Annotated in this window: 20 protein-coding genes; 11 read left to right on the top strand and 9 right to left on the bottom strand. The window is 53.7% G+C overall.

Going from position 1 to position 18,422, the window contains the following annotated elements; all coding sequences use genetic code 11:
• Positions 1-3 precede the first annotated feature (3 nt).
• The gene (locus HMY34_RS14025; protein ID WP_202716089.1) at positions 4-504 is read right to left on the bottom strand and encodes a TlpA family protein disulfide reductase; all 501 of its coding nucleotides are present in this window, start codon (positions 502-504) and stop codon (positions 4-6) included.
• Between the two features lie 111 nt (positions 505-615).
• Here HMY34_RS14025 and HMY34_RS14020 point away from each other — a divergent pair, with 111 nt between their 5' ends.
• The 6 genes from HMY34_RS14020 to HMY34_RS13995 are packed head-to-tail and all read left to right on the top strand — an operon-like array spanning position 616 to position 5,559.
• Positions 616-1,113, top strand: a complete 498-nt coding sequence (locus HMY34_RS14020; protein WP_202716088.1) for a DUF2244 domain-containing protein — start codon at positions 616-618, stop codon at positions 1,111-1,113.
• 27 nt (positions 1,114-1,140) lie between these two features.
• On the top strand, positions 1,141-2,271 hold the full coding sequence (gene coxB / locus HMY34_RS14015; RefSeq protein WP_202716087.1) for a cytochrome c oxidase subunit II: 1,131 nt from the start codon (positions 1,141-1,143) through the stop codon (positions 2,269-2,271).
• Positions 2,272-2,290: 19 nt separating this feature from the next.
• A complete protein-coding gene (locus HMY34_RS14010) occupies positions 2,291-3,901 on the top strand; it encodes a cytochrome c oxidase subunit I (RefSeq protein WP_202716086.1) in 1,611 nt (536 codons plus the stop codon).
• Positions 3,901-4,038 carry a hypothetical protein gene (locus tag HMY34_RS14005; protein WP_175518028.1) on the top strand — a complete coding sequence of 46 codons (138 nt, stop codon included), beginning with the start codon at positions 3,901-3,903 and terminating at the stop codon, positions 4,036-4,038. Before HMY34_RS14010 ends, HMY34_RS14005 begins: the two co-directional genes overlap by 1 nt.
• A complete protein-coding gene (locus HMY34_RS14000; RefSeq protein WP_202716085.1) occupies positions 4,035-4,649 on the top strand; it encodes a cytochrome c oxidase assembly protein in 615 nt (204 codons plus the stop codon). The genes HMY34_RS14005 and HMY34_RS14000 overlap by 4 nt, the downstream gene beginning before the upstream one ends.
• 10 nt (positions 4,650-4,659) lie before the next feature.
• Positions 4,660-5,559 carry a cytochrome c oxidase subunit 3 gene (locus HMY34_RS13995; protein WP_202716084.1) on the top strand — a complete coding sequence of 300 codons (900 nt, stop codon included), beginning with the start codon at positions 4,660-4,662 and terminating at the stop codon, positions 5,557-5,559.
• A 12-nt stretch (positions 5,560-5,571) separates the two neighbouring features.
• Here the strand turns inward: HMY34_RS13995 and HMY34_RS13990 are convergent, their stop codons facing one another.
• Complete coding sequence (locus HMY34_RS13990) at positions 5,572-5,781, bottom strand: twin transmembrane helix small protein (RefSeq protein WP_093070626.1); 210 nt, start codon at positions 5,779-5,781, stop codon at positions 5,572-5,574.
• On the opposite strand from HMY34_RS13990, the gene HMY34_RS13985 reads away from it, so the two are divergent.
• The 4 genes from HMY34_RS13985 to cyoE are packed head-to-tail and all read left to right on the top strand — an operon-like array spanning position 5,780 to position 8,937.
• Positions 5,780-6,562, top strand: coding sequence for an SURF1 family protein (locus tag HMY34_RS13985; protein WP_202716083.1), 783 nt, complete (start codon positions 5,780-5,782; stop codon positions 6,560-6,562). The genes HMY34_RS13990 and HMY34_RS13985 overlap by 2 nt on opposite strands.
• Positions 6,559-7,182, top strand: a complete 624-nt coding sequence (locus HMY34_RS13980) for an SCO family protein (protein ID WP_202716082.1) — start codon at positions 6,559-6,561, stop codon at positions 7,180-7,182. The genes HMY34_RS13985 and HMY34_RS13980 overlap by 4 nt, the downstream gene beginning before the upstream one ends.
• Positions 7,183-7,230: 48 nt before the next feature.
• Complete coding sequence (locus HMY34_RS13975; RefSeq protein ID WP_202716081.1) at positions 7,231-8,016, top strand: DUF2189 domain-containing protein; 786 nt, start codon at positions 7,231-7,233, stop codon at positions 8,014-8,016.
• 24 nt (positions 8,017-8,040) lie between these two features.
• Entirely contained in the window at positions 8,041-8,937 is an 897-nt protein-coding gene (cyoE, locus tag HMY34_RS13970) for a heme o synthase (protein ID WP_202716080.1), read from the top strand.
• Positions 8,938-8,956: 19 nt separating this feature from the next.
• Here cyoE and HMY34_RS13965 read toward each other — a convergent pair whose 3' ends face one another.
• The gene (locus HMY34_RS13965; RefSeq protein ID WP_202716079.1) at positions 8,957-10,258 is read right to left on the bottom strand and encodes a heme-copper oxidase family protein; all 1,302 of its coding nucleotides are present in this window, start codon (positions 10,256-10,258) and stop codon (positions 8,957-8,959) included.
• A gap of 28 nt (positions 10,259-10,286) precedes the next feature.
• The gene (locus HMY34_RS13960; protein WP_202716078.1) at positions 10,287-11,306 is read right to left on the bottom strand and encodes a DUF2189 domain-containing protein; all 1,020 of its coding nucleotides are present in this window, start codon (positions 11,304-11,306) and stop codon (positions 10,287-10,289) included.
• Between the two features lie 166 nt (positions 11,307-11,472).
• Here HMY34_RS13960 and HMY34_RS13955 point away from each other — a divergent pair, with 166 nt between their 5' ends.
• Complete coding sequence (locus tag HMY34_RS13955; RefSeq protein WP_228287865.1) at positions 11,473-12,087, top strand: SCO family protein; 615 nt, start codon at positions 11,473-11,475, stop codon at positions 12,085-12,087.
• Between the two features lie 70 nt (positions 12,088-12,157).
• On the opposite strand, the gene HMY34_RS13950 is transcribed toward HMY34_RS13955, so the two are convergent.
• From HMY34_RS13950 to HMY34_RS13930, 5 genes are all read right to left on the bottom strand, one after another.
• The gene (locus tag HMY34_RS13950; protein WP_202716076.1) at positions 12,158-12,742 is read right to left on the bottom strand and encodes a superoxide dismutase; all 585 of its coding nucleotides are present in this window, start codon (positions 12,740-12,742) and stop codon (positions 12,158-12,160) included.
• Between the two features lie 110 nt (positions 12,743-12,852).
• On the bottom strand, positions 12,853-14,043 hold the full coding sequence (locus tag HMY34_RS13945) for a lipocalin-like domain-containing protein (protein WP_228287864.1): 1,191 nt from the start codon (positions 14,041-14,043) through the stop codon (positions 12,853-12,855).
• Positions 14,033-16,462: an FtsX-like permease family protein gene (locus tag HMY34_RS13940; protein ID WP_202716075.1), complete on the bottom strand. Its 2,430-nt coding sequence runs from the start codon at positions 16,460-16,462 to the stop codon at positions 14,033-14,035. Before HMY34_RS13940 ends, HMY34_RS13945 begins: the two co-directional genes overlap by 11 nt.
• Positions 16,431-17,618, bottom strand: coding sequence for a PDC sensor domain-containing protein (locus tag HMY34_RS13935; RefSeq protein WP_202716074.1), 1,188 nt, complete (start codon positions 17,616-17,618; stop codon positions 16,431-16,433). The genes HMY34_RS13940 and HMY34_RS13935 overlap by 32 nt, the downstream gene beginning before the upstream one ends.
• Entirely contained in the window at positions 17,590-18,375 is a 786-nt protein-coding gene (locus tag HMY34_RS13930; RefSeq protein WP_228287863.1) for an ABC transporter ATP-binding protein, read from the bottom strand. Before HMY34_RS13930 ends, HMY34_RS13935 begins: the two co-directional genes overlap by 29 nt.
• Positions 18,376-18,422: the final 47 nt, after the last annotated feature.

Raw genomic sequence — 18,422 nt, 5'->3', positions numbered from 1 at the left:
TGACTACCGCTGACTCAATGGGGGGAAAATGTGTTTCTCAAGCATAGTACGCATTTCAGCCAGCGTTAGCTTTCCCTTCGTTTGGTACAAAATATTGCCGTGGGCATCCAACAAATGATGGCTGGGTACGACCAAATCGGGCGCAAATTGCCGCGCCGCTTGCCCATCCAAATCCAAGGCCACCGGCAACGTCAATTGCAGTGTGGTTTGCACATCCAACACGGTATTCGGCGGGTCTGTTGGCAGTGCCACTGCCACCACTTGCACCCGTTCGGCGTATTCACGCTGCAATGCTTCCAACGCAGGCAGCTCTTTCACACAAATAGTGCAACGGGTCGACCACACGTTCACCCAAGTCAACTTACCGTGCAAGTCAGGGATATGGGCTTTTTCCCCACTCAACAGCGGCAATGTTAAGGGCGTAACGGTTGGCTCACTGCAACTTATTAGCAGCGCCCCCCATAAAACCACGGTGTATTTAAGCTTATTACCAATTACTAACATATTGAATGTTTTACAATTTTCAATGATAAATATCAAAAACTAGGATATATTATTTTCATTCTGTGTGAAATCACACATTTCCATTGCTTAGCCAAGACGGGTGGAACGGTTTTGGTAACGACAACCAGCAACCTCAGCACGGAATGCCGCACCTTTGAAGTGCGCCCGAACCGCTCATTGTCCCGCGAGGGCATGATTGTGTTCTTCCTCGCAGTGGCGGCGCTTACCTTACTCGTCACAGTGCGATTCTTATTATTGGGTGCGTGGGTAATCTTGCCATTCGCCCTGCTCGAAATAGCGGTGCTAGGTGTCAGCCTGTATCTGTTTGAACGTGCCTCGCGTTACTCCGAGACCATCCAGATAGCCCCTGACAGCATCTTAATTACGACCCGCAGCGGCGTAGACATATTGCGCGAATACCGCTTGCAGCCGTACTGGGTGAATATTGCACTCCAGCGCGACCCGCATCACTGGTATCCCAGCAAATTGCTGTTACGTTCGCACGGGGAATGCATTGAAATCGGCGCGTGCCTAACCAATGCCGACCGCAAAACGCTCGCAAACACCATAACAAACGCTTTGGAGAGTTGCCGCAAGACAACACACTGACCACCCCGCTTCATGTTAGGAGGAAACATGCTGCACAAAAGAGATAAATGCTTATCCGCCCTGTTCATCACTGGGGTAACTTGCTTATTCAGCAGCATGGCGCACGCCGCCTACGAATACAACCTCACCCCGCCCGCCTCGACACTCACCCAAGAAATCTTCGACTTGCACATGCTCACCACCATTGTTGGCACCATCATTATGGCGCTGGTGACGGGCATGATTATTTACGCACTGATTAACTTTCGCCACGCCAAGGGCGCGGTTCCCGATCAGGAATTCCATAACGGTTGGTTTGGGCGCTGGGCATGGGTACTCGTACCAGTGATTGTATTGAGTATCGACTTGACCATTGCCAGTTCCGCCTCGTCGACCCTCAGTTCGGTTGAATCCCACGATAAAGCCGATGTCACCGTCAAAGTCATTGGCTCGCAGTGGAAGTGGACGTATGAATACATGGACGATGACATTAAAATCGTCAGCAACCTCAAAAAGCTCGAACCCACCGACCCACTCTACCTGCGGGATGTCGATGACCCGCTGGTATTGCCCACCGGCAAACGGGTACGTTTCCTGTTGACCTCCAGCGATGTTTTGCACAACTGGGGTATTGCAGAAATTGTCCCCAAGAAAATCAATATTCCCGGTTACATCAATGAAACTTGGACACATATCACCAAAGAAGGCACGTATCGCGGGCAATGTTACGAAAACTGCGGCACGGGTCACGCCTTCATGCCTGCGGTAGTACGCGCGGTTTCCCCGACTGAATACGAGCAATGGAAAGTCACCCGCAAAGCCCAGCAAGCACAATCCGCAGCGGAAGCTTCTGCTGACAAGGTGTGGGCAAAAGCCGAATTGATGGCAAAAGGTGAAGCGGTGTACACCAAAAACTGCTTAGCCTGCCACCAAGCCAATGGACAAGGTTTACCCGGCGTATTCCCCGCACTAGCAGGCAGCAAAATTGCTAACAACTCTGCCGCTCTCGCTGATCACATTGCGATTGTGGTGAAAGGCAAAGCTGGCACGGCAATGGCGGCGTGGGGGCCACAATTAAACGATCTGGACATTGCCGCTGTGGTGACTTACGAGCGTAATGCTTGGGGCAATACGGCGGGTGAATTGGTACAACCCAAAGATATAAAAGCAGCACGCTAATTGCTGAGGAGGAATTTTCATGAGTGTAGCCACCACACACGACCATCATCATGATCACCACGGCCCGCCGCGCGGCTGGCAACGTTGGGTATACAGCACCAACCACAAAGACATTGGCACGATGTATTTGTTTTTTGCCTTGTTTATGCTGTTTTTTGGCGGCGCAATGGCGATGTACATCCGCGCTGAATTGTTCATGCCGGGGGTGCAGCTTGCCAGCCCTGACTTTTACAACAATATGGTGACAGACCACGCACTGGTGATGGTATTCGGGATGGTCATGCCAGCCGCCGCAGGCATGGCCAACTGGATGATTCCGATGATGATCGGCGCACCGGATATGGCGTTACCGCGCTTGAATAACCTGAGTTTTTGGCTGTTACCGGCGGCGGCTATTTTGCTGATGCTCTCCATCGTCGCCCCTTACATTTTTCCTGACGGCGGCACGCCCGTGAATACCGGCTGGACCTTGCTTCCCCCGCTGTCGGTACAAAACGGGATTGGCATGGATTTCACGATTTTTGCCATCCACACCTTGGGGGTGTCATCCATTCTGGCTTCCATCAATATCGTGACCACCATTTTGAATATGCGAGCACCCGGCATGACCATGATGAAAATGCCGCTGTTTGTGTGGGCATGGTTTTTCACCGCGCTATTGCTGATTGCGGTTATGCCGGTGTTGGCGGGTGCTGTCACCATGTTGCTGTTTGATCGGCACTTTGGCACTTCATTCTTTGATGCGGCGGGCGGTGGCGACCCGATTTTGTTCCAGCATTTGTTCTGGTTCTTTGGGCATCCTGAAGTGTATGTATTGTTGCTGCCGTCTATCGGGGTGTTGGGTTTGGTCATTCCGACTTTTGCTCGTAAACCGTTGTTTGGCTACAAAGCGCTGGTGTATGGCATGGGCGTGTTAGCGGCGCTGGGCATGGTGGTGTGGGCGCATCACCAGTACACCATCGGCATGTCCTTGGTGGCGACGAATTACTTCATGATTGGCACAATCCTGATTTCGATTCCGGTCGGGCTGATGTTGATGAATTTCATCTTCACCATGTGGCGCGGCTCGATGACGTTTGAAACGCCGATGTTGTTTGGCATTGCCATCATCCTCATGTTCTCGTTTGCGGGGGTAACGGGGGTGATGTTGGCGGTCGTGCCTGCCGATATGCAATACCATGACACCATGTTCGTGGTGGCGCATTTCCACTATGCCTTGATTCCGGGCGCGGTGTTTGGCTTGTATGCAGGCGTGTTTTACTGGCTGCCGAAATGGACGGGGAATATGTATAACGAGCGTCTTGGGCAGATTTTCTTTTGGTGGACGACGATTTCGTTCAACCTGACCTTCTTCCCGCAACATTTCTCTGGGTTGGCGGGAATGCCTCGGCGCATTGTGGATTACAGCATCCAATACACCGAATTCAATATGATTTCGAGCATTGGTGGGTTCCTGTTTGGGCTGTCACACCTGCTATTTTTGTTCATCATTATTCAGACGATTCGCGGCGGGGCAAAAGCACCAGCGAAACCGTGGGAAGGTTCACAAATCGGTACACCGGGATTGGAATGGACACTGCCTTCACCGCCACCGTTCCACAGTTTTACCGAAGCGCCGGTGATTAAATAATGAAAGCACCAGACGACGACAAATTGCGTAAAGCGAATCTGCGGGTAGCGATTATTCTCGGCATTATCGCGGGATTAGCACTGCTGTACTCCTTCATCTACCTGCCCAAAGTATTGAGCGGTGGGGTTGTGCCATGAATGACGCACCCCTGAACCGCGCAGAACTGACTGCTGCCAAAAACAAGACGGTGACACGCCGCTTGTTTTTGGTGGTGTTGGGAATGTTCGGGTTCGGGTTTGCGATGGTTCCCCTTTACCGCTTGGCGTGCGAAGTTGGGGGGATCAATGGGGTAGCTGGCACACCCGCAGGGCGCGTGGCTGATACCGCCAACATCCCTAAGCCGGTGGATACCAGCCGCGTGATCACGGTGCAATTGGATGCCACGGTGAACACTGGGTTGCCGTGGGAATTTCGCCCGTTGGTGAAACAAATCCAAGTGCATCCGGGGGAAAAGGTAGCGGTGAGCTATTACGCCAAAAACCTGTCGGATCAGCCGATTACGGGGCAAGCCGTGCCGGGCATTACCCCTTGGCAGGTCACGCAACATTTCAGCAAGATCGAGTGTTTTTGTTTCACCAAACAGGTATTGCAACCCGGTGAGGCCAAGGAAATGCCGGTGTATTTCACCATTGACCCAGCCGTGGATAAGCAATACGCCACCGTCACGTTGTCTTATACCTTTATGAATACTGAGCGTGATTACACCCTAACACCCGCGCAACACGCGGCAATGAATACCAGCCATTGAAGGAGCCAGCATGAGCACACAGGCGGATACCCACACGGATAACGCAGCGTATTACATCCCCGAACCCAGCCGCTGGCCGATTATTGCGGTGTTTGGCATGTTCATGCTGTTTTTGGGGCTGGTGTTAAGCATCAATAAGATGGGCTTGGCCGGAAGCCTGATCATGGTGACGGGCTTTGCGGTGTTGGCGCATTTGATGCACGGCTGGTTTGGCGCGGTGATTGATGAAAACTTGAGTGGCAAATACAACGGGCAGGTTGACCGTTCTTTCCGGCAAGGCATGTTCTGGTTCATTACCTCCGAAGCGGCGTTCTTTGTGACGTTTTTTGGCTGCTTGTTTTACTTGCGCAATATTACCTTGCCTTGGCTGGGCGGTGATGGGCAATTAGCCACCTCCAACATTCTGTGGGAAGGCTTTCAATACAACTGGCCGTTGCTCAACTTGCCGGATGCGGATACCACCAAATACGTACCTGCTAAAGAAGCGATGGGGCCGTGGGGTTTGCCGCTGCTGAATACCATTATTTTGTTGTCCAGCGGTGTCACATTGACCTGGGCGCATTGGGGCTTGAAAAAGAATAACAATCAGCAACTGGTACGCGGTTTAATCATGACCATTACGCTGGGGACGATCTTCTTTTTCGTGCAAGGCTATGAATACTGGCACGCACATCATGCGATGGATTTAACCCTGAATGCGGGGGTGTATGGCTCAACGTTTTACATGCTGACCGGCTTTCACGGCCTGCATGTCACCATCGGGACGATTATGCTGATCGTGATTGCGGTACGCAGCGCCCGCCACCATTTCACCGAACACAACCACTTCGCGTTTGAAGCGGTCGCGTGGTATTGGCACTTCGTCGACGTGGTGTGGATTGCGCTGTTTATTTTCGTGTATTGGTTGTAATAGCGGGGTTCTTCACGGCACGACACCGTGAGGCACGATTTGCCCGGTGAAATAACCGACCATCAACAAACAGATGAGGAATACCGAGAGCGCGACCCGCGTGGTCAAGGAGTTCAGAACCCGATTGGATTTGCCGTTATCTTTCGCCAGAAAGAATACGCCGGACACGAGGCTGATCAGGATCAGAGCCAGATTGATGATAATCAGTACTTTAAACCACATGAGGAACCTCGGATTGTTACAGCAGGGTGAAAATGCCAGTATAACAGCACGTTACCGCTTTCAACCTAGCGTTTTTACCACGCTATTGACGTTGCTATTGGTGGGCATTTTTACAGCTTTATCCGCGTGGCAATACCAACGCGCCGCCTACAAAACCCAAATGGCGCAAGCGGTCATGCAACAAACCACCCAAGCGCCGCTCAATCTGAATGAGACGAGCGTGGACTGGCCTGCACAACGCTTTCGCTCCGCCACTGTCAACGGAACTTGGGAAGCCGCTAATACGGTCTTGCTGGACAATAGCGTGCATCAGGGCAAAGCGGGCTACCATGTGATTACCCCATTGCGCTTGGCGGACGGGCAGCATCTGTTGGTAAATCGGGGCTGGATTGCCGTAGGCGCTGATCGTCAAGTATTGCCCAGCATTCCAACCCCAACAGATGGCGTAACCCTGACGGGGACACTGGAATCACCTCGCTCCAAACCCGTGTTTCTGTTTGGCGAGATGGCAGCCGACACCGAAGGCAATCAACGCTGGTTGTATCTGGATATGGCGCATTTCGCACACAAACTGGGGCATTCGCTTGCACCGTATGTGTTACTGCAAACCTCGGAAACCGCCGATGGTTTGCGCCGGGATTGGCCTGCTTACAGCAATACAGCGGGGATGCACATCGGCTATAGCATTCAGTGGGGCGCATTTGGGCTGATTGTATTGAGTGCTTATGTGTCGCTGAACCTCCGTAAATACCCTAGCGTTACTTCCAAGGAAACCCTATGACGTCAGCCACGGATACCGCCGTCGCATCCCCCAAACGCAGCAATCGTACCCTGTGGATATTGGTGGCGGTGTGTGCATTCCCTTACCTAGGTGGTTGGTTATACTACCAAAACAGGGATATGTTGCCCCTTCCCCCCACCACCAATTACGGCACGTTAGTATCCCCCGTGCGGGCAGTGGGTGAATTACCGCTGGAAAGCTTGAACGGTGCTACGTTCAATACAATGGATTTGCGCGGCAGTTGGGTATTGGTGACAGTGGCAGATTCAGCGTGCAGCGAACATTGCCAGAAAAACCTGTATTTCCTGCGCCAAGTGCGGCAAGCAATGGGTAATGAACGCCGCCGTGTCGAGCGTTTACTGGTATTGACTGAAACCAGCCAGTTAGCCGCCTTGCAACCGCGCTTAGCCGAACACGCGGGAATGCGTATCGCGGTAGGCGCAGCCGATGCCATCCAACACTTGCAGACAGTGTTGCAAAACCCTAATCCAGCGGCGCAAGACGGTCTTTACATTATCGACCCGCTGGGAAATGTGATGATGTCGTATCCACCCGATTTCAACGGCGAGTTGATTATCAAAGATTTACGCCGCCTGCTTAAAGTGTCGCAGGTGGGGTGAGCGAGAGCCACAAGGCTGAATTTTAATAACGTAAAGAGGAGAGGTGTGATGGCCACAATTAGCAGTACCAACCAAGCGATAATGAACGAAACCCCGCGCTTAATGGTGCGGAAAGTCGATTCTGAAGCCTCCATGCGCTGGCTTAACGCCGGTATTAAGGATTTCAAAGCGTCTCCCGCTGCGAGCATTACTTACGGCATGGTTTATGTCGTGTTAGGGCTGATCCTCGCTTGGTTATCATGGGCAAACCCCATTTTCGTTACCTCACTTGCCACCGGTTTTCTGATTTTAGGGCCGATTGTCGCCGTCGGCTTTTATTGCATGAGCCGCACGCTGGAACAAGGTAATAAACCGCATTTCAGCCAAGGTATCGACGGTTTACGCTTTAACGGGGTGAGCTTAGCCAGCTTTGCAATGGTGCTGGGCGTATTAATGGGGATCTGGGCGGTGATTTCATCCGTGACCGTTGCCATGTTCTTTAACAGCGTGACCATTACCGACAACTGGTTGGATACTTTAATTGGACACGAGCAGTTTGTGCCATTCTTATTTGTATGGGCGTTAAGCGGGGCGGCTGTTGCAGCGGTAGCGTTTTCAATCAGCGTAATTTCAGTGCCATTGATTACCGACAAGCGCGTTGATGTGATTACCGCGATGATTATCAGTGTGAAAGCAGTGATGGCAAACCCCGGCGTGATGCTGAGCTGGGCATTCATTTTGGCAACGCTGATGTTCTTGGGCTTTATTTTCTTCTTCGTCGGCTTGGCGATTACGTTGCCGATTGCCGGTCATGCGAGCTGGCATGCTTACCGTGATTTGATTGCTGAAGAATAAGCCTAACCCTACGGAGTATCGCCCATGATCAATGTCGCCGCCCTGGATACCGCAATCAACTGGAGAGCATACCTGTGCTTATGCAAGCTCAAAGTGGTGAGTCTGATTGTGTTCACCGCTTTGGTTGGCATGTTGCTGGCTACCCCTGATGCCGTACCGTTAAGCACGCTATTTTGGGGGTTGCTTGGCATTGGTTTAGGGGCATCCTGCGGGGCAGCGATTAATCATATTGTCGATCAGAAAATTGATGCGGTGATGAAGCGCACCGAACACCGCCCGCTGCCGCAAAATCAACTCAGCACCGCACAAGCCTTGGTGTTTGCGCTGGGATTAGGCGTGCTGTCGATGTTTATCTTAGGCGTGATGGTCAATTGGCTGACTGCCGTGTTGACGCTGGCGTCGATGGTGGGCTATGCAGTGATTTATACCATGTATTTGAAACGCTCTACCCCGCACAATATTGTGCTGGGGGGCGCGGCTGGAGCTGCACCGCCGGTGTTGGGCTGGACTGCCGTGACGGGGGAATTGCATACCGATGCGCTGTTGCTGTTTCTGATTATTTTCATTTGGACGCCACCGCATTTCTGGCCGCTGGCGATTAAGCGTCTGGAGGATTATCGCAAAGCAGGTGTGCCAATGTTACCTGTTACCCACGGGGTTGCCTTCACTAAACTCAATATTGTGCTGTATACGCTGATGTTGATTGCAGTGACGCTGATGCCGTTTCTGACGCACATGAGTGGCGTGATTTACTTGATTGCTGCCAGCGTATTGGGGGCGGGATTTTTGTATCACGCTATTGTGTTGTACCGTAGCGAAGGTGATCAGCACGCGATGAAAACCTTCGGCTATTCGATTTTCTACTTGAGTGCGCTGTTTATTGCGCTGTTGGTGGATCATTATGTGGCGGGTTGGTTGTAAGGCTTAGCAAGCATTGCTCTTAACACCACCACCACAAAAATCCCCCGCCAATAATCGCAATCAAACCACCCAGCCCCATCATCCCCATACCGAGGATTTGGGGCAGGTTTTCCAAACCTTGCGCCGCCCCTGCCGTCTTGCGCTGCACCCCGTAACCGCCTGACCACGCCAAACCAAGGATGTGCATCAACTGCCCACCGCCATAAATGTAAGGTTGCCATACCGCCCATTTCGAGGTAACAGACTGAAACCCCAAACGCGGCAGCAAATAATACGTCAGCCCCATGAACGCCAACGTCACCCCCACAATCGAACCGTGGTAATGCGCCGGAATCACCACATTCACCCCGTGGATCAGAAAACCAATCACCCCTCCCGCCGCAAACAACGCAATCGAGGCATACAACGCATTCCGCAGCGGACGCAATACCGGAATAGCCACGCAACTTCCCCGCGCCACTGCCCACACCACCACCACGCCCAACGGCAACGAAGTCAACCCACCGTACTTCATCAAATCCGTAAACGCCGCCCGATGTTCCGCCGATGCCACCTCATATTGCAGGTAAATAACCGGCACCAACAAGACCGGCAACACCATCAACGCCAATAAACCCTTAGCCAAACGCGGCGCGACCGCAAGCGTCAAGCCCGTCGCTTGCGCCAACCACAACCACGCCACCATCAGCAAAAACGTATGGGTAAATTGCAAGGTATGCCCCGCCCCCCAAAACAGCAGCTCATAAAACGCCTCACCGCTGTACTGATCGGGCAAATTCACCCCCGTCATCAATAACGCCAGCACTGCCACTGCCGCACTCACCACACTGAAATAAATGCCCGCTTGTGGCGGCGTTTCCCACCCTGCCACCATCAACGTGCGGATAATCAACCCAACAAACCCCGCACCAAACAGCCCCAGCCCCCACAAAAACACCGGCTGCTGCAAAATCGGCACGTAATTATTCAACAGCGGATGCCCATCCCCCGTAAACGGCGACACCACCATCAACCCCGCCCCCACTGCCGTCACCGCCAGAATCGTGTTATCCCACCAAGGCGACACAATCGTGCTATTCGCCGTCCACAACACCCCCGCAAATGCCAAAAACCACACCAACACCGACAGCACCACATGCACCACCAGCGCGGTATGGAAAAAATCCAACCATGGAATCACCTCCTGCACCGCCGGAGTCCGTGACATCACCAACAGCAGGGAAAAAATCCCTGCTGCCAGCAACGCAAAAATCCCCAATTTCAGCCAATTAGCCGCCAAATCACGGGCGTGACCCTGCGGGTCAGGTAATATAAACGGCATAACTGTCATGCGATTCCTTTGCTTACGATTATTGACCTACCGTCTCGCGGTAAGCGTGCCAACTGGCGTGACCGATCAACGGCAATGTTACCGCCAAGCCAATGAAAAACGTAGCCATGCCCACCAGAATTACCACCGCAATGGTTGCCGCCCAGCGCATCATCACCACCGGATTTTTGTAAACCGCCCGGATGCTGGTAACAATCGCCGTCATCACTCCCACTTGCTGATGCGCAATCAAGGGCACTGTCACCACACTAATCCCAAACGCCACCACCGCCAACGCTGCGCCACACACCACAAAGGTCGCAATGAATGGCAAGAAATTCGCATCACCCACCAAGGTTTCCCAACCACCGCTCACCAAACCCGAATGATCAAACACCAAGCCAAACAGCATCGCAATCAACCGCGCCCACACCACCAGCACCACCAACAAAATCACCCCAGCCGTCAGCGTATCCGCCACCCGATGGCTTGCCAACGGAATCGACACAATCGCCACCGCCGATGCCAACAACCCCATGATCAAACCGCCCAACATAAAGACCGCAAAAAACGGCAAGGACTCACGCCCATTCAACAACACCGACAAACTCCCCGTCACCAAGGGGCTTTCCCCGAAAAACAGGTTAATAACCCCTATGGTCACTACTAGCCAAGCGAGCATCACCGCCCCCAGAATCAGGCCAAACGCAATCAGCTTGCCGGTACTCACCCGCGCATTCGACAAGGCATGTAACAACGAAGGCGTCTGCCCTTCCTCAATCCGCTGACTCATGTCATACAAACCCACCGCCGCCAGCGGGCCGATCAACATAAAGCTGGAAATCAACAGCAACGCAAATAACGGATTAGCAGGGCCAAACCCGATCATTAAAATCCCTGCGATAACAAACACTAAGCCGTAAGTAATGCTGGCAACGGGTCTAACTTTCAGATCGTCCCAGCCCTTGCTGAGCCAACGCAGCGGCGCACTGCTGTCTAAACGCCGCACGGTCGGAATGGGTTCATCGGTCACTACTTGGTCACTTATTAGGGATGTCATAACACTTCCTCCTCTGGATATGGGTAACACATGCCTCCTTCGCACCTATAGATCAATTTACCCTGAATCACTTAAATACCTGACAAAGCGTAAGTCATTAAAAATACAAGCTTAATCACCCCACACAATGCTATGCTCAAACGAACAAAAGTTCGGAGATAACCGCTTGAAAAAGACATCCCTGCTCGTTGCCGCCCTCGCCTTCGTCATCGGTATTGTTGCTGCGCAATACTTACTGTCCACCAACGCCTCCCCCACCGCAACGTCAAGCGACAGCACCCGTGTTCCGGTAATAGCGGGCAAATTTGGCGGTGATTTCACCCTGACGCAAGCAGGAAAACCCGTACACTTAAGCGATTTTCAAGACAAAGTGGTGGTGATGTATTTCGGTTACAGCTCATGCCCCGACATTTGCCCCACCAGTTTAGCGACCATCAGCGCTGGGCTGAAAACCTTAACGGCAGAAGAATTAGCGCAAGTGCAGCCGATTTTTATTAGTGTTGACCCTGAACGCGATGGGGGCGATACCCTAATGAACTACGCGAAACACTTTCACCCCAACCTCATCGGCATCACTGGCACGGCAGCGGAAGTGCAGCAAGCAGCGCAGCAATACGGCGCATTTTACGCCAAAGTACCCAGCAACTCGGCGATGGGGTATTTGGTGGATCACACCTCGAACACCTATTTGATCAGCAAAGCCGGTAAGTTTGTAACCGTCCTCCCGCATGACATGACCCCCGCGACAGTGGCAGCAGGCATTCGTCAGGAATTGCAATAACGCCCCCAAACGCAAAAAAGCCGCAACAAGTGCGGCTTTTTTACTGGTATTGAGTAGACGAGATTAACGCTTACGCGAAATTCTTCGCCGCAAAATCCCAGTTCGCCAAATTGTTGAGGAAGGTCTCAACGAATTTAGGACGCAGGTTGCGGTAGTCGATGTAGTACGCATGTTCCCACACGTCTACGCACAGCAGGGCGGTGTCGCCAGTAGTCAACGGCGTGCCAGCCGCGCCCATGTTGACGATTTCAACTGAACCGTCAGCTTTTTTGACCAACCAAGTCCACGCAGAACCGAAGTTACCTACAGCAGAAGCGGTGAATGCGGTTTTGAATGCGTCGAAAGAACCCCATTTCGCATCAATGGCAGCAGCCAATGCGCCAGTCGGTGCGCCGCCGCCGTTAGGAGACAGGCAGTTCCAGAAGAAGGTGTGATTCCAGACTTGCGCTGCGTTGTTGTAAACGCCGCCAGCCGGTGCGGATTTCACGATCTCTTCCAAGCTCATGCTTTCAAACTGAGTACCCGGAATCAGGTTGTTCAGGTTGGTCACGTAAGCGTTGTGGTGCTTGTCGTGGTGGAATTCCAGCGTTTCAGCCGACATGTGTGGAACAAGTGCGTCTTTCGCGAAAGGCAGTTCTGGCAGGGTATGAGCCATGTGTCGTTACTCCTCTAATGGTTAGGATTTATGTGCAGGGCGTAAGATAGGGCATTTTGGGCGTGTGGCGCAATAAGCCTGTGTTCACTGAGTGGATTGTCATCGTTGTGTCATTGATACCCCGACATCTCCAAATACCCCCGCCCCAGCACTTCGCCACTCGCCACATCCACCACCCGCACCGCGCCTTCCCAGTACGTAATCCCGGTCTGCATCAACTGATCATCCACCACTGCTTCAATCCGCCAATGCCGCTGCTGCTTGGGCAAACGCATCTCCCACGCCACCGGATAACGCGCTCCACTTTCCGCCTGCCAATAACGCAACGGCTTCAATTCCACATCATCCCGTGCCAAGGTTTGCGCCGTACCCTCCGGCAACACCCACTTCCCCGCGCTATACGCATCCACCTCCCCCGACTTTTTGCGCAAACGGTAAAACATCACCTCATGCCCATCGCGCAATTGCAGCGAAAACCAATCCCACCCCGCCTGATCCGCCCCCAGCGCACTGGTACTCCATTCCCGATCCAACCACGATTCGCCCGTCACGGTAAAACGCTGCCCATCGCGGTAAATTTCCCCCAAAGTCTGCAAGCGCGTCAGCGAGTAATAATACGAGGCATTGCCCAGTTCACTGCTTTTCTGGCTCAACCCCTGATCACCTTGCAACACCGGCGGCTTTTGCGGGCGCAACTGCAAATTCAGCGTGAAATCCTGCGCCTTTACCGCAATCGCCCACGGGAATTCCCCCGCCCCATCGCCCACCATCTGCCAATCTTCCAACCACACCCGAAAGGGCTGTACCGCTTGCCCCGCCAACTCTGCCGCACCCCGCGCCAATCGCTGATCATGTAAATGCTCGCCCGCTTGCACATCGGTCAACGCCACATGCGCCATCCACACCTGATTGCTTGCCCACGGTGAAGCACTCACGGGCTTATCGGGCGTTAACGCAATCCGAAACCACGTCACCTGATAGCCAAACTGCCGCCCGTCATCGGTTTGCACATTGCCTGTCACATACCACCATTCGTTACGAAAATCGGGATGCGCCGCGTGATCTTGCGGAAATTGAAAGGCGCGAGGCGCAAGCGCACGGGTAAATCGCGCATCTGCCACCCCGCCAAGGGCGGCGTTTAAATCGAAGGTGTCAGGTTCGGGAGTTTTGCTACACCCCGCCAACAACAATAAACAGAAGAGAAAGATAAGAGGGCGTATGCAATACGCCCCTACCATCCCCCGTAGGGGCGTATTGCATACGCCCTCTTCCTCTTCACAACATTTCCATTTACCGCGCATCTAACCCCTCCCGCACCGAGGCTCGCCCCATGCGCCGCACCGGATAAATACTTGCCAGCAACGCCGCGACCAACGCCAGTGCAACCGCCTGCAAGGGCACAAACGCGAACACATGCGTTTGCATCGTCCACCCAAACGAACGCTGGTTAATGATCTCGATCAACACCACAGACAGCAACCACCCCAACGGCAACGATAACAGCCCCGCCAGCAACCCAATCAACGCCGCCTGCCCTAACACCAAGCGCTGTAATTGCTGCGGCGTAAATCCGGTTGCCCGCAAAATCGCAAACTCACGCCCCTTTTCCAAAAACAACGCCATCAACGCACTGAACACGCCCACGAACGCCACAATAATCACCAGCAGCCGCAACACATTGGTAATCGCAAACGTCCGATCAAACACCTGCAAGGAAAATTCCCGAATATCCTGATTAGAACGCACCACCAACGGCTGCCCCGCCTGCTGCAATTCGCCCGCCCAGGTTTGTAACTGCCGCTTCAGCCCCGCCAAATCCGCCCCCGCTGCCGCTTGTATCCCAATCGACGAAATCCCCCGATCCGCCCAATAACGCTCGTACAACCCACGCGGCAACACCACCATGCCCTGCGTTGCACTGTAATCGCGAAACACCCCCAACACCGGCAAAGTCACCTTGCCCGCCAATTCCGTCGTCACCTGCACCGTATCGCCGCGCCGCTTGCCCCGGTGATACGCAAACGGCTCAGACACCAGCAGACCTTCGCCCGCCAGAAACCGCTGCCAAATCGCCGCCGCATCACCCTCCAAAAACGCAAACCCGCGCCCACTATGACTACTCGGCTGCAACACCAACGCAGGCAGTGGAAAATCCTCTACCGTCAACCGTGCCGTGCGTCCCGTACTCACCGCCGCCACACCCTCCAATCCCTGCACCCGCCGCAACCAATCAGGATGCAATGAACCATTCACCCGCGACGCTTCCTGCGAAGTCGCCGACACATACAAATCACTGGCAAGCGTCATTTCCAGCCATTCCGCCACACTCGCCCGAAACGAACCAATCATAATGCTCACGCCCACCGTTGCCGACACTGCCACGGTCAGCGCAATAATCGCCAAGCTGGTACGGCTCAAACTCGCCTGCACCCCGCGTATCGCCATACGCGGCAACAAACTCAACCGCAACTGTTGCAAACCGTGCAACGCCACGCGCAATACCAGCGGCACGCACAAGCTATACCCCACAATCAGCAAAAACAGCCCGAAAAACCCCGTCACCAACTGCTTACCGGAATAGCCAATCAACCCAGCACTCGCCAACATCAACACCACACCAGCCACCGCCAAGCCCGCACCCCTGCGCTGATTGCCCTGTTCCAACGTCGATTGCCGTTGCACTTGCACCGGCGACACCTGCGCCGCTTCCCACGCAGGCGCTAACGTCGCCACCAACACCGCCAGCAAGGTAATGCCCACGCCTTTCAGCAATACCGCCGGAGTCAGCAGCACATCCGTCGCCCGCACACTCACGTACAAATCGCTGATGGTTTGCGTCACCAACACCAGCAAACCCTGCCCCAACAACACACCCAGCAACACCCCTAGAACACTACCGATCACCCCCAACACCAAGGCTTCCAACAACAAATGGCGGAACAACTGCCCACCCGTTACCCCTACCATGCGCCCAATCGCAAACGCCTGCCGCCGCTGCAACACCGAAAACGTCATGGTGTTGTAAACCAAAAACGCCCCTACCAACATTGCCAGCAAACTCATTGCCAGCAAGTTGGTGCTAAACGCTTGCGTCATTTGGGTAAACACCTGTTGGCGGGAATCAAAGGATTCGAGTTTGAGGGTCGGCGGCAGGCGGGCTTGAAGTTCAGCGGCTTGCGCTTCCGTTAACTTGAGTTGGATGCGCGTTAAACCGGGTGAATCACCTTGCACCGTGGCAATATCCGCCACCCATAACTCATCACTGATTTTCACCTGCGCCCTTGGCTCAGTCAGCAAGCGATTGACCTCAGCAGCGGCAATGTTCACTCCTGCGGCTTGCTGCAACGGCGCGGCAAACGGATCAATCCCCAGCAACGTATATTGCACCCCGTCGCGCACCAACGTCTTTTCCACCACCGGCGCGGATTCCCGATAACCCCATTCCACCCGCAACTGCCGGTAAAAGTCGTCGGGAACAGTGCCACGCACGGCGGTGATTTCATGCGTCATCGTGCCGGAGAGCACATTCACCGAGGCACGAAACGATTGCCCTGCGCTTTGATTCGCCAAATCCACCGCAATAATCACCGCCGTCCCCAGCGCAATGCTCAACAGCGTCAGCCACAACTGCCAAGGATGTCGCGTGAAAAAGCGCCAACTGGCACGAACCAGCAAAGTATTGCTCACCTTACAACCCGCATACACCGCCCTCGTACACATCCATCACCGCCTTCAATTCGCGGTAAAGGTAATCGCGCTCATCAGCACTGAAGGCCGCAACCCGCTCCGGCACATCCCCTTTTTCTAAGGCATACAACAACTTATTTACCTGAATACAGCCCATGCTTGCCAGCGCATCCACCGCCGCATCCAGCCGTGGCTTATCCAAGGTTGCGACCGCGCACGCCACTTCAGAGGCAATGCTGCTGTCATCACCAAACCAAAAATCCAAGCCTTTGGAGAGGAATTCGTCGTAACTCAGGTAATGCGACCCATCACACGAGAAATTCAGCCCCACCGTGCCATTCACAATATTCAGCGACGCCGAACGCAAATAAATGGTTTCATCCGCAAAGCGCAACGCCTTCAATTGCGCCAACACTTTGCCCACCATTTCCGGCGGCACAATTGCCCGCTCGAAATACGGTCGACGCGGGTACGCCAAGCAAATATTCGGGTCAATCAGCTCTTCATTGGTGAGAATGCGGTACACATACGGGTCATCCCGATGCCAAATCGTGGTACGGCTGCTGGAAAAATGAATCTGAAAATGGTGTACTCCCTGATCCAGAATCAGTGCCTCATGCACCGACAGCACCACATCAATGTGCCGATCCATCACGCTTTCCGCCCGCTGTTGCGCAAACAAACCGCTACGAATCGCCGGGTCGCCCTTGATTTGCCGCCACTGGCTCGGCTCTTCGTAAATCACATCCGAATGCGGCAATTCGCGCAAATCGTAATCAACGCCCAAAAACCCGACCGGCTGCCCGTTGGCATCCCGAATGGTTTGAATCGCCGTAATCGACGGGCGCTTTTTATTGCGGCTGATGTAAGCTTCCGACAGGTTAAAGTCGATGCTGGCATCGTGCATGTGCTTCATGTACGGGCGCTCGGAACGGTCACGCCCGCGTGCTTCCGGGTCAGCGCCGTAACGGTTCACCGTGGAACTGATTTGCACCCCGTTAGCATCCAGCACGTACACGTATTTGCAGTAGTCGAGTGCGCTGAATACCCGTCGCATACATTCATCCAGCCGCTCAACCTCATCCATTTGCGGCAAAATTCTGCCTGCGTATTCATTGAGCGCATTGCCTAACAAATCCGTGAGCAAGGCACGGTGTGAATTAATCGAATGTTGTAGTGATTTCGCCATAAATACCCTCGTTAATGCCACCATCCACCATCACCAAAATACGCCCCGCCCGTTCTGCCACCGTGCGGCTGTGTGTCACCACCAACAACGTTTGTTGCGCCGCACCCGCCAATGAAAACAGCAAATCCAACACCAAGCCGCCGGTTTTCGCATCCAGATTGCCGGTGGGTTCATCCGCCAACACCAACGCCGGTTGATGAATCAAGGCACGCGCAATCGCCACGCGCTGCTGTTCCCCGCCGGACAATTGATCAGGAAACGCCGTGCCGCGTGTCGGCAATTGCACCGCTTCTAACCAATGTTGCAAACGGCGCTGCTGTTCTGCCGCTTCAACTCCCAGTAACATCAGCGGCAACAGAATATTTTCCGCCACCGTCAACGTCGGAATCAGGTTAAATTGCTGGTAAATAAACCCGATGTGCTGACGGCGAAACAACGTCAATTCCGGCTCACGTAAGCGTGACAAGACTTTGCCCGCCAGTTGAATTTCCCCGCTGGCAGGCGTATCAATTCCCCCCAACAGGTTCAACAGCGTAGACTTGCCCGAACCGCTGCTACCCACCAGCGCGACGTGTTCGCCCGCTTGCAAGCTCAGGCTGACATCCCGCAATACGGTGTGTTCGCGACCGGCTTCGGGGTAAGCATAATGCAGATGGCTGGCTTGTAACAAAATAACAATCCGTCGGTCAAAAAGCAGGTGTAACACGGAAACCCAGCGGCGGTAAAATACCTTTCGCCCGATCAATGGAATGGGCAAGCAGAAACTTTCTGCTATTCTTCCCACATTATATGACTAACGAGAAT

The organism is Thiothrix subterranea (genome assembly GCF_016772315.1).
Taxonomy (GTDB): Bacteria; Pseudomonadota; Gammaproteobacteria; order Thiotrichales; family Thiotrichaceae; genus Thiothrix; species Thiothrix subterranea.
This window is presented reverse-complemented; position numbering and strand designations above follow the sequence as displayed.

Bases quoted from the DNA above. Each gene is read 5' to 3' on its own strand.
- HMY34_RS13945 (WP_228287864.1), bottom strand. From the start codon at position 14,043: ATGCGCGGTAAATGGAAATGTTGTGAAGAGGAAGAGGGCGTATGCAAT.
- HMY34_RS14025 (WP_202716089.1), bottom strand. From the start codon at position 504: ATGTTAGTAATTGGTAATAAGCTTAAATACACCGTGGTTTTATGGGGG.
- HMY34_RS14000 (WP_202716085.1), top strand. From the start codon at position 4,035: ATGAATGACGCACCCCTGAACCGCGCAGAACTGACTGCTGCCAAAAAC.
- HMY34_RS14005 (WP_175518028.1), top strand. From the start codon at position 3,901: ATGAAAGCACCAGACGACGACAAATTGCGTAAAGCGAATCTGCGGGTA.
- HMY34_RS13935 (WP_202716074.1), bottom strand. From the start codon at position 17,618: ATGGCGAAATCACTACAACATTCGATTAATTCACACCGTGCCTTGCTC.
- HMY34_RS13965 (WP_202716079.1), bottom strand. From the start codon at position 10,258: ATGCCGTTTATATTACCTGACCCGCAGGGTCACGCCCGTGATTTGGCG.
- HMY34_RS13995 (WP_202716084.1), top strand. From the start codon at position 4,660: ATGAGCACACAGGCGGATACCCACACGGATAACGCAGCGTATTACATC.
- HMY34_RS13950 (WP_202716076.1), bottom strand. From the start codon at position 12,742: ATGGCTCATACCCTGCCAGAACTGCCTTTCGCGAAAGACGCACTTGTT.
- HMY34_RS13960 (WP_202716078.1), bottom strand. From the start codon at position 11,306: ATGACATCCCTAATAAGTGACCAAGTAGTGACCGATGAACCCATTCCG.
- coxB (WP_202716087.1), top strand. From the start codon at position 1,141: ATGCTGCACAAAAGAGATAAATGCTTATCCGCCCTGTTCATCACTGGG.
- HMY34_RS14010 (WP_202716086.1), top strand. From the start codon at position 2,291: ATGAGTGTAGCCACCACACACGACCATCATCATGATCACCACGGCCCG.
- HMY34_RS13985 (WP_202716083.1), top strand. From the start codon at position 5,780: ATGAGGAACCTCGGATTGTTACAGCAGGGTGAAAATGCCAGTATAACA.
- HMY34_RS13980 (WP_202716082.1), top strand. From the start codon at position 6,559: ATGACGTCAGCCACGGATACCGCCGTCGCATCCCCCAAACGCAGCAAT.
- cyoE (WP_202716080.1), top strand. From the start codon at position 8,041: ATGATCAATGTCGCCGCCCTGGATACCGCAATCAACTGGAGAGCATAC.
- HMY34_RS13990 (WP_093070626.1), bottom strand. From the start codon at position 5,781: ATGTGGTTTAAAGTACTGATTATCATCAATCTGGCTCTGATCCTGATC.
- HMY34_RS13975 (WP_202716081.1), top strand. From the start codon at position 7,231: ATGGCCACAATTAGCAGTACCAACCAAGCGATAATGAACGAAACCCCG.
- HMY34_RS13940 (WP_202716075.1), bottom strand. From the start codon at position 16,462: ATGTGTACGAGGGCGGTGTATGCGGGTTGTAAGGTGAGCAATACTTTG.